This window comes from Conservatibacter flavescens (assembly GCF_002795425.1).
GTDB classification, from domain to species: domain Bacteria; phylum Pseudomonadota; class Gammaproteobacteria; order Enterobacterales; family Pasteurellaceae; genus Conservatibacter; species Conservatibacter flavescens.
This window is the reverse complement of sequence record NZ_PHHA01000043.1, coordinates 1-10,141: the sequence shown is the minus strand read 5'-3', so window position 1 is coordinate 10,141 and position 10,141 is coordinate 1. Positions and strand designations below refer to the sequence as shown.

General features: G+C 39.3%; 11 protein-coding genes and 1 rRNA gene. 7 read left to right on the top strand and 5 right to left on the bottom strand.

Going from position 1 to position 10,141, the window contains the following annotated elements; genetic code table 11:
- The first annotated feature begins 83 nt into the window (after positions 1–83).
- A 5S ribosomal RNA gene (rrf, locus tag CVP05_RS12285) occupies positions 84–199 on the top strand.
- Positions 200–503: 304 nt separating this feature from the next.
- Here rrf and CVP05_RS12280 read toward each other — a convergent pair.
- From CVP05_RS12280 to asd, 5 genes are all read right to left on the bottom strand, one after another.
- Entirely contained in the window at positions 504–1,700 is a 1,197-nt protein-coding gene (locus CVP05_RS12280) for an aromatic amino acid transport family protein (RefSeq protein WP_100289849.1), read from the bottom strand.
- Between the two features lie 119 nt (positions 1,701–1,819).
- On the bottom strand, positions 1,820–3,154 hold the full coding sequence (locus tag CVP05_RS12275) for an anaerobic C4-dicarboxylate transporter (protein WP_100289848.1): 1,335 nt from the start codon (positions 3,152–3,154) through the stop codon (positions 1,820–1,822).
- A gap of 215 nt (positions 3,155–3,369) precedes the next feature.
- Complete coding sequence (gene acpP, locus CVP05_RS12270; RefSeq protein ID WP_013745789.1) at positions 3,370–3,600, bottom strand: acyl carrier protein; 231 nt, start codon at positions 3,598–3,600, stop codon at positions 3,370–3,372.
- Positions 3,601–3,825: 225 nt separating this feature from the next.
- The gene (gene bamJ / locus CVP05_RS12265; protein ID WP_100289847.1) at positions 3,826–4,461 is read right to left on the bottom strand and encodes a BamJ family beta-barrel-assembly machinery protein; all 636 of its coding nucleotides are present in this window, start codon (positions 4,459–4,461) and stop codon (positions 3,826–3,828) included.
- A 15-nt stretch (positions 4,462–4,476) separates the two neighbouring features.
- Positions 4,477–5,373 (bottom strand): archaetidylserine decarboxylase, encoded by an 897-nt coding sequence (gene asd, locus CVP05_RS12260; RefSeq protein WP_100289846.1) that lies wholly within the window; start codon positions 5,371–5,373, stop codon positions 4,477–4,479.
- A 243-nt stretch (positions 5,374–5,616) separates the two neighbouring features.
- On the opposite strand from asd, the gene yceD reads away from it, so the two are divergent.
- From yceD to fabG, 6 genes are read left to right on the top strand one after another with little or no spacing between them, the layout of a single operon-like run.
- Positions 5,617–6,141, top strand: coding sequence for a 23S rRNA accumulation protein YceD (gene yceD, locus CVP05_RS12255; protein WP_100289845.1), 525 nt, complete (start codon positions 5,617–5,619; stop codon positions 6,139–6,141).
- Positions 6,142–6,158: 17 nt separating this feature from the next.
- Entirely contained in the window at positions 6,159–6,329 is a 171-nt protein-coding gene (gene rpmF / locus CVP05_RS12250) for a 50S ribosomal protein L32 (protein WP_005544470.1), read from the top strand.
- A gap of 31 nt (positions 6,330–6,360) precedes the next feature.
- Positions 6,361–7,398, top strand: coding sequence for a phosphate acyltransferase PlsX (plsX, locus tag CVP05_RS12245; RefSeq protein WP_100289844.1), 1,038 nt, complete (start codon positions 6,361–6,363; stop codon positions 7,396–7,398).
- Between the two features lie 2 nt (positions 7,399–7,400).
- On the top strand, positions 7,401–8,351 hold the full coding sequence (locus tag CVP05_RS12240) for a beta-ketoacyl-ACP synthase III (RefSeq protein ID WP_100289843.1): 951 nt from the start codon (positions 7,401–7,403) through the stop codon (positions 8,349–8,351).
- Positions 8,352–8,378: 27 nt separating this feature from the next.
- A complete protein-coding gene (fabD, locus tag CVP05_RS12235; RefSeq protein WP_100289842.1) occupies positions 8,379–9,317 on the top strand; it encodes an ACP S-malonyltransferase in 939 nt (312 codons plus the stop codon).
- A gap of 21 nt (positions 9,318–9,338) precedes the next feature.
- Positions 9,339–10,067: a 3-oxoacyl-ACP reductase FabG gene (gene fabG / locus CVP05_RS12230; protein ID WP_100289841.1), complete on the top strand. Its 729-nt coding sequence runs from the start codon at positions 9,339–9,341 to the stop codon at positions 10,065–10,067.
- Positions 10,068–10,141: the final 74 nt, after the last annotated feature.

Here is a 10,141-nt window from a genome sequence, read left to right as displayed (position 1 = left end):
AGAGAGATATGGATAAGTAGGTTCATATTGTTGAGAAGATAGACTTTAGTATATAGCTTGTTTCTGGTTTTATAACGAATTATCTTGGCGGTCATAATGCTGTGGACCCACCTGATTCCATGCCGAACTCAGAAGTGAAACGCAGAGATGCCGATGGTAGTGTGGGGTTTCCCCATGTGAGAGTAGGTCACCGCCAGGTTATTATTTAGGAGCCCTGACTTTGGTCGGGGCTTTTTTGTTTTTGGGGAGGGGGGGATTATTCATTACACCCATCACACTCTATTTCATTCCAGTATTCCTTCCTCTCATTACACCGATTTATTTTGTCGTGCTATTGTGTATTCAGGTAGCAGTTTCATTTGAATATGTTGTCAGTATCCAAGTCAAAGTCTAATAGCAAGTAGGCGAAATTATTATGTTAGCTTTTTGATTACTGAAGAGACTAATGGGGACAATAGTTTATAAAAAAATACCGCACTTAAAAGTGCGGTATTTTTATGGGTTTAACCAATATTAAAACTGTAATAAATAAAGCTTACTATGGCGATGATAAATGCGAGAGCGAGAGTAATATTACCACCAAATACGCGATATGGAAGATTTGGGTGGGTTACTCTAGTACGCCAAGCTAGAATGACAGGTAATAAAAGGCAGTAAAATGCACACATTAAACCAGCATAGCTTAACACGGTTAAGAAGCTATTTTCTGATAAGGCTAATAAAAGCGGTGGAACAAATGCAACAAGTGAGATGCTCCAACGATTATTCGGTAAGTGATAGCGCTTGAAGAGATCTCCAAGTCCTTCGAAAACACCAAGCATGACACCTAAGAATGATGTAATTAGCGCAAGTGCAGAGAAAATACGGATTAACTCGCCTAATAGGTGGCTTCCAGTGATTTGGCGCGTAGCATTAACAAGGCCATTTAACGTAGGATCTTCTTGAACTATAGTCATAAATTCACTTTGACTAAGCACCCCATGCGTTGCTAATTGCCAGAGTAAATAAGCTGCAAGCGGAATAGCTGTGCCAATAATTACAGCCTTGCGGAAATGATGTACATTGCCATCTAGATAGCCATTAATGCTTCCCATAATGACATGGAAACCGAAAGATGTAAAAAAGACGGGGATCGCACTGAGTACTAAAGCGTAGTCTAGGGGGAGTGCCATAAGGTTGTCTAGACTGCTTTTTGGCAACATAGTAAGTAACACTATAGCAAAAGCGATCAATTTTCCGATAAATAATAGACGGGTTATACCATCAACGCTTTTTGTACCAATAACGACAAATGCACCGAGCACAAAAGTAAAAATAACGATTGCGATTTTATTGTTGAGGTCTGCTGATTCAGTAAAGCTTGGGAGAATACCTGAAAGTAGTGAGCCTCCGCCCATCATATAAGCAACAGATAGCCCGTAGAGTAAGATTAATAATGTACCAGTAGAGAGTATACGCCCGAATATACCAAAATACTGCTCTGCAAGGGTGGCGACACCATCGTCTTTTTGTTTTGCAGTTTGATAGACTTCCACAAAAAGTAGGCCGCTATACGCAAATACAGCCCATAATCCAATTAAGAGTAATGATGTTGCAATAAACCCCATTCCTGCGGTAGAGATCGGCATTGCGAGCATTCCTGCGCCAATAGTGGTTCCTGCAATCATTAAGGCACTGCCTAAAATTTTATTTTTCATTATATTTGATTCTCAATGTGTAAAAAATTTCATTCTAACAAACTTTATTAAAAAGTAATAAAAAGTGCGGTGAAAATTTTAAAATTTTTACCGCACTTTGGCATGATAATAGGATATGAGGCTTATTTAATAACAAGCTGAGCAATAAAATAACCAACAAAACACGCTGTTATGACCCCGATTAAACCTGGAACCATAAAACTGTGGTTAAAATAATACTTACCGATTTTTGTTGTGCCGGTTACGTCAAAATTAACTGTGGCAATATCTGATGGATAATTTGGGATAAAGAAATAAGCATAGGTAGCAGGAATAAGCCCTATTAGTAGCGGTGCGGGTAGACCTAAGCCGATACCTACAGGTAGCATCATAGCAGCTGTTACCGCTTGGCTATTAATAACCACTGATACCGCGAATAGGGCAAAAGCAAATGTCCAAGGATAATTTTCTACCATGTGTGTCACGGCTGCTTTAAACTCTGGCATAGCATATTGGAAGTAAGTATCACTCATCCAAGCAATTCCGAAAATAGCAATACATGCAACCATACCTGATTTAAATACGGCGCCATTTGGCACATTTTGTGGGTTAGTTTTGGTTAAAATCAGAATAACACCACCAAAAGCTAACATCATCATTTGGATAACTAATGACATGGAAATTGGTTTAGCACTATCACCTATAGTTCGAATATCTGTTAACATCGCGATGACAACAACGGTAATTAATGCAAGTAGAAATAAGTAAACAGATAATTTAGCAGTTGTTGGTAGCGTTGAATTGAGTGAAGTAGAGGTTGTATTCAGAATGCGTTCACGCCAGATAGGATCTTGTAGGCGTCGTTGATATTCAGGATCATCTTCAAGCTCTTTTCCTCTGCGCAAGCTATAGAAACACATAGCTAATGTTCCTAGAAAGGTTGCAGGAATGGTTACGGAAATAATATTGAGTAATGACACATTTTCATAGCCGGGCATTTGTGTGATTTGAGTTAAATAAAACGCAGTAGCAGCTGCTAATGGGCTGGACGTAATGGCAAGTTGAGATGCAACGGAAGCTGCGGCCATTGGGCGTTCAGGGCGTATTTTATTTTTTAAGGCGACATCACCAATAATTGGCATAATAGAATAAACAGAGTGTCCGGTACCCAACATAAACGTCATCAAGTAAGTAACAATAGGACCTAAAAAAGTGACTCTCTTGGGATTACTGCGTAAAATACGTTCGGCAATTTGCAGCATATATTTTAATCCACCAGCAGCTTCTAGAATTGAGGCACAAGTCACAACAGCAAGAATAATTAACATGACATCAATTGGTGCTTTGCCTAGTGGCATACGTAAGATAAAGACTTCAATAACAAGACCAATTCCTGAGACCACTCCCAGTCCAATGCCGCCAAAACGGCTACCAATATACAGCATGATGAGTAGAAAGATAAACTCTAAATAAAGCATAGAAAACACCTCGAAATAGTTAGATTTGACTAAGAACAATCATAACGAAAGGAAATATTTGTTCAAAGTTTTTTTGAAAAAATATGTGTTTATTTGATAAAAGTTTTATCTAAATCAATTTTTATGACAAAAATAATTGGATTGAGGCTAGATGTCTATTTGTGGTAGGTTTTGAGGCAAAAATTAAGGCGGTTTTAAACCGCCTTAATCAGAAATTATTGATTGCTTTGTACATAATCAATTGCAGATTGTACTGTAGTAATTTTTTCTGCTTCTTCATCAGGAATTTCGATATCAAATTCTTCTTCTAAAGCCATTACTAACTCAACAGTATCTAAAGAGTCTGCGCCAAGATCTTCAACGAAAGAAGCTTCTGGTTTAACTTCTTCTTCTTTAACGCCTAATTGTTCAACAATGATTTTTTTTACGCGTTCTTCAATGCTCATTTGTTTTTTCCTATTGTAGTTTCGCCATTGCGATGAGATAAATAGTTTATGTATTATTCGTCAAAGTTTCAAGGTTCGTCCCATGTGGTTAAACCACCATTGTCACTTTGATGTCAGCATACATAACTAAAAGTTACATAGCTGACTTGATTTTACCACTAACTTTGCGTGTTTGTCATGTTTTTTCCTTGAATCTACGATCGAAGGAGAGTTTTTACGACAGAGTTACGACAAAATATCGAGTAATTCTACTTCAAAAATTAACGTACTAAACGGTGGAATAGAGGCGCCGGCACCGCGTTCACCATAAGCTAAATTGTGTGGGATCGTCAGTTTCCATTTTGAGCCAACAGGCATTAAAGATAATGCTTCTGTCCAACCAGCAATAACACCATTTAATGGGAATTCGGCAGGTTGGCCACGCTTAACTGAACTATCAAAGATAGTCCCATCAATTAATGTACCCGTATAATGTACACGCACAGTATCTTGCTTAGATGGAATTTGTCCTGTGCCTTCAGTTAAGATTTCATATTGTAAACCGCTATCTGTTGTATTGACTGCTGGGTTTTGTTTATTGGCTTCTAAATAAGCTTTACCATCTTCTTCAACTTGTTTAAAGCGGGCTTGCTGTGCTTCAACTGCTTCTTGTTGTAATTGTTGCAACGCAGCACTAATCTCATTTAAATCTAATGCTGGAGGCTGTTGATGTAAGGCATCATAAATGCCTTTTGCAACGGCTTCAGCACGTACATCTAATTGACTATCGACTAATTGTTGGCCGATTTGTAAACCAATACCGTAGCTGCCTTTTGCCGATACATCATCTAATGAAACTTGTTCAAAAAATTGAGCTGTCATAGTTTTTCCTTTTTATTAATTAAATTTATGGGCAAGAATTTCCCCAACACGTACGGGCATATCCACTTCTAAATAGTCAGCCAATCGCACAGAATTTGGTGCAAATAAATTAATGACTGTCGAACCTAATTGGAATGCACCCATTTCTTCGCCTTTGTTCAACCGGATAACATTCTCTCCTTCTGCCTCATAAGTCCACACCTTAATGTCTTGTGAACGCGGTGGATTAATCACACCAGACCAAACAGTACTCATACTTGCTGTGATGGTTGCACCGACAAGAATTTGCACGACTTTCCCAAACTCTGTGTCAAAGACACAGATAAGGCGTTCATTACGGGCTAATAGATTTGGCACATGGCTATTTAAGAATGGATTAACAGAAAAAAGTTCACCCGGCACATAAATCATTTTACGCAAAGTACCATTACAAGGCATATGAACACGATGGTAATCACGCGGAGATAAATACGTTGTTGCAAATTCGCCGTTTTTAAATGTTTCGATCAATTCTTCATCACCGGCTAGTAAATCATCTAAACGATAAAAATGTCCTTTGGCTTGTAATAATAATGTATTGTCAATGTGGCCACACTGACTAATACGCCCATCAGCGGGCAAACAGAGAGCATTAGGATCCTGATTAATCGGGCGAGCATTTTCCGCTAAAGGACGAATAAAAAACTCATTAAAATTCCCATAGCTTTTAATATCAGGATTCGCCGCTTCATTCATGTTTACCTGATATTTTTTTACAAAGGCTTTAATCGCAAAATGTGTTATAGCTCCCCATTTTTGTTGAGCAAACCAACCGGCTAATTGAGTTAAATAAAGCTGTGGCATTATATATTGAAAAGCAATTTTCACTCTTTGCCAGTAGGTTAATGGTTTAATTTTATTTGAATTATTCATTACATTCTCACAGTAAATAGATCATTTTCGCAAAAGTGCGGTGGGATTATAGCAAGTTTTTGGTAAGAAATGTATTTGCATTTAAGAACAAGCATTTTGGTAGCGGAATTTAAAACAAGTATATGTGAGTAATGACTAGCAAATTGTTATTTGAATGAGAGGATACCTTTAGGTAGAATAATTCACAGGAAAAGTATAATTTCCTTTGACTATTTGACCAGATGAATGTAATATTCGCACCCTATGCAAAAGGTAAAACTACCCTTAACTGTTGACCCAGTTAAAGACGCACAACGGAGATTAGATTATGTGGGTTATTACTCACAGGATCAGCTTATGCGTTTAACTGAGTCAGTTAGTCAAGTGCTCAGCGATGCACAGGTGACATTATCGTTTTTCATTGATCCACAAAAATTGGTTGTGATGAAAGGGGTGGCAAGCATTGATGTTGAGCTTATTTGCCAACGTTGCGATAAGCCATTCAAACATACCATTTATAGTGAGTTTTGTTATAGCCCTGTATCACATTTGGATCAAGTTGACGTATTACCCGAAATTTATGAGCCAATTGAGTTTAATGAATTTGGTGAAATAGATTTGGTTGGAACGATTGAAGATGAACTCATGCTTGAGCTTCCTTTAGTTCCGATGCATGAACCTGAACACTGTGAAGTGTCCGTGGCGGAACAGGTTTTTGGCGAATTGCCTGAAGAGTTGGCAAAAAAACCGAACCCGTTCGCTGTATTAGCTAGTTTAAAGCAAAAGTAAATTTAGGAGTATAGCCAATGGCTGTTCAACAAAATAAAAAATCTCGTTCACGTCGTGATATGCGTCGTTCACATGATGCCTTAACCACTGCTGCTGTATCTGTAGATAAAGCGAGTGGCGAAACTCATTTACGTCACCATGTAACTGCTGATGGTTACTATCGTGGTCGTAAAGTAATCAATAAATAATTGTATTTATTGTTTCAGATAGGGTAATCACTTGAGTCGTCTAACCCTTGCGTTAGATGTGATGGGCGGGGACATAGGTCCCCGTGTTACTATCCCTGCATCTGTTTCTGCGTTGGAACAAGATCCAATGCTTACTTTTCTTTTGTTTGGGGATAGCGAACAAATTGAACCTCTACTAGCTGATGTACCCACTCATCTTAAAGATCGCTTGCTTATTCAACATACACCACGTCAAATTGATAATAATCAAGGCATTGTTTATGCATTACGCCACAGTAAAGGCACATCGATGCGTTTAGCCATCGAGTCTGTACAAAAAGGAGAGGCTCAAGCTTGTGTTAGTGCTGGCAATACGGCGGCATTAATGGGATTATCTAAGGTACTCTTACAACCATTGAAAGGGATTGAGCGCCCAGCATTAATATCTATGATTCCAACGGTGAATGGCGAGCGGACAGTGATGTTGGACTTGGGGGCCAATCTTGAATGCAGTGCAGAGCATTTATATCAATTTGCGTTAATGGGTGCGGTGTTTGCAGAAAGTATGTTGGGATTGGTTTATCCGCGTGTAGCATTATTAAATATAGGGATTGAAGAAGTTAAAGGATATAAATCTATTCGGGAAGCGGCAAATTTAATTGAAAAACAAACCGCACTTAATTACACCGGGTTTATTGAGGGTAACTTTTTATTAAATGGCAAAGCAGATGTCATTGTTAGCGATGGGTTTGCTGGTAATATTGCGTTAAAAACCCTTGAAGGCGCAGCGAAAAATATTGTGTCGTTATTGAAAGGAAGTGATGTTTATCCTGCGAGGACAAGTGTGATGAAGCGTCTTGTGAGTAGTTTGGTAAAACGCTTATTCAAACAGGGTTATCAGCGTTTAACGAACATGAATCCTGAGCTATATAATGGTGCTTCTTTAATTGGTTTAAATTCTGTGGTGGTAAAAAGTCATGGCGCGGCTAGTGCCAATGCGTTTACTTATGCCATTAGAGATGCCGCTTTACAAGTTCGACAGGATATTCCAAATAAAATTTTAATTGGTTTAGAAAAGCTTAAGAGATAATTATGTACAGTAGAATTTTGGCAACGGGAAGCTATGCCCCAGCACAGGTCAGAACAAATGCTGATTTAGAAAAAATGGTTGATACTTCCGATGAGTGGATTACTCAGCGTACAGGAATGAAAGAACGCCGTATAGCAGCTGCGCATGAGACCTCAGCGACGATGGCGACTGAGGCCGCTAAGCATTGTTTTGAAATGGCGAACATTGAGCCAAATGATATTGACCTGATTATTGTGGCAACAACGACCCATTCCCATGCTTATCCAAGCGCAGCTTGTCAGGTACAAGGTGCCTTGAATATTAAAGACACGATTGCATTTGATATTGCTGCAGCGTGTACGGGGTTTATTTATGCTTTAACGGTTGCGGATCAGTTTATCCGTACAGGTAAGGTGAAAAATGCATTAGTTATTGGCTCGGATTTAAATTCCCGTCGCCTTGATCCGAATGATCGTAGCACCATTGTTTTATTTGGTGATGGAGCCGGAGCAGTAATATTACAAGCCAGTGAAGAACAAGGTATCATTTCAACTCATTTGCATGGCACATCAGAAAAAGCAGAGATGTTAATGATGCCACAAGTAGAGCGTGATAACCCACATTCAGGTTATATTACCATGCAAGGTAATGAGACCTTTAAATTGGCTGTGCGTGAATTATCAAACATAGTAGAAGAAACCTTAAGCGTAAATCAGTTAGATAAATCCGCGATTGATTGGTTAGTTCCTCATCAGGCAAATTTACGTATTATTGCCGCAACAGCAAAAAAATTGGATATGGATATGTCACAAGTTGTTGTCACGCTTGATCGTTATGGGAATACTAGCGGCGCAACAATTCCGATGGCTTTAGATGAGGCTATACGCGATGGGCGAATTCAGCGTGGACAATTGTTGCTATTAGAAGGGTTTGGTGGTGGCTGGACTTGGGGTTCAGCCCTCGTGCGTTTTTAGTTGATAAAATAAGATTTGGGATAAAAAATGAAAAAATTTGCAATGGTTTTTCCGGGTCAAGGCTCGCAGTCTGTTGGTATGTTATCAGAATTAGCCGCAGAATTCCCCGTCGTAGAGCAAACATTTAAACAAGCCTCAGAAGTACTAGGTTATGATCTTTGGCAGCTTGTTCAGCAAGGGCCGGCTGAAGAACTTAATAAAACTTGGCGTACGCAACCTGCGTTGCTTGCGGCTTCCGTTGCCCTTTATCGAGTCTGGCAACAAAAATATCCACAGTTAACACCTGCATTAATGGCGGGGCACAGTTTGGGTGAATACTCAGCATTAGTTTGTTCTGGTAGTTTGGATTTCCAAGATGCAATCCAGTTGGTTGAATTACGAGGTAAGCTTATGCAACAAGCTGTGCCGGAAGGCGCTGGGGCAATGTATGCGATTATTGGTTTAGATAATGCCGCAATTATTAAAGCTTGTGAAGATAATGCACAAGGCGAAATTGTTTCTGCAGTAAACTTTAATTCGCCAGGTCAAGTCGTTATCGCAGGGAATAAAGCAGCGGTAGAACGTGCCGCGATAGCGTGTAAGGAAGCGGGGGCGAAACGCGCATTGCCATTGGCTGTTAGTGTTCCTTCACATTGTGCACTGATGAAACCTGCAGCAGATCAATTAGCGGTTTCATTAGAACGCGTTACCTTTAAAGCACCTCAAGTATCCGTGATTAATAATGTCGATGTAAAAATGGAAGAGGATAGTGAAGCTATTCGTTCGGCATTAGTACGCCAATTGTATAATCCAGTACGTTGGACTGAGAGTGTTGAGAAAATGAACAAACAGGGCATTGAATATTTAGTTGAAGTTGGACCTGGTAAAGTATTGATGGGCTTAACGAAGCGAATTTGCGATAATTTACAAGCGACAGCCGTTAATGATCCTGCATCATTAAATGCTGTTGAAGAACTATTGGCATAATAAACAATAAGGATAACAAATATGCAAGGAAAAATCGCATTAGTCACAGGCGCGACACGTGGAATCGGTCGCGCAATTGCGGAAGAATTGAGCGCAAAAGGCGCAACAGTGATTGGTACAGCGACTTCGGATAAAGGCGCTGAAGCTATTTCTGCTTATTTAGGTGGAAATGGTAAAGGAATGGTATTAAATGTCAGTGATATTGCGAGTATTGATGCTGTATTAGAACAAATTAAAACAGAATTCGGTGATATTGATATTTTAGTGAATAATGCAGGCATTACCCGTGATAATCTATTGATGCGTATGAAAGATGAGGAATGGTTTGATATTTTACAAACCAATCTCACCTCAGTATTTTATTTATCAAAAGCAATGTTACGTAGCATGATGAAAAAACGAGCGGGTCGCATTATTACTATTGGCTCAGTAGTTGGATCAACGGGCAACCCAGGACAAACAAACTATTGTGCCGCTAAAGCGGGTGTTGTTGGTTTTAGTAAAGCCTTAGCAAAAGAAGTGGCTTCGCGCGGGATTACAGTAAATGTAGTGGCGCCAGGTTTTATTGCAACGGATATGACAGACGTACTAACCGATGAGCAAAAAGCGGGTATTTTAGCTAATGTGCCAGCGGGTCGATTAGGTGATCCAAAAGATATTGCGAAAGCGGTCGCATTTTTAGCTTCAGATGATGCTGGGTATATTACCGGAACGACATTGCATGTTAATGGTGGAATGTTTATGAGTTAAGCCAGAGATAACTCTGATGGCTTAAAAAAAAAGTGCGGTTAAAAAATAAGAATATTTGATCTGACCCCAAAAAG

Excerpts from the sequence above, each read along its gene's own strand:
- CVP05_RS12275 (WP_100289848.1), bottom strand. The coding sequence starts at position 3,154 with ATGCTTTATTTAGAGTTTATCTTTCTACTCATCATGCTGTATATTGGT.
- acpP (WP_013745789.1), bottom strand. The coding sequence starts at position 3,600 with ATGAGCATTGAAGAACGCGTAAAAAAAATCATTGTTGAACAATTAGGC.
- bamJ (WP_100289847.1), bottom strand. The coding sequence starts at position 4,461 with ATGACAGCTCAATTTTTTGAACAAGTTTCATTAGATGATGTATCGGCA.
- asd (WP_100289846.1), bottom strand. The coding sequence starts at position 5,373 with ATGAATAATTCAAATAAAATTAAACCATTAACCTACTGGCAAAGAGTG.
- yceD (WP_100289845.1), top strand. The coding sequence starts at position 5,617 with ATGCAAAAGGTAAAACTACCCTTAACTGTTGACCCAGTTAAAGACGCA.
- rpmF (WP_005544470.1), top strand. The coding sequence starts at position 6,159 with ATGGCTGTTCAACAAAATAAAAAATCTCGTTCACGTCGTGATATGCGT.
- CVP05_RS12240 (WP_100289843.1), top strand. The coding sequence starts at position 7,401 with ATGTACAGTAGAATTTTGGCAACGGGAAGCTATGCCCCAGCACAGGTC.
- fabD (WP_100289842.1), top strand. The coding sequence starts at position 8,379 with ATGAAAAAATTTGCAATGGTTTTTCCGGGTCAAGGCTCGCAGTCTGTT.
- fabG (WP_100289841.1), top strand. The coding sequence starts at position 9,339 with ATGCAAGGAAAAATCGCATTAGTCACAGGCGCGACACGTGGAATCGGT.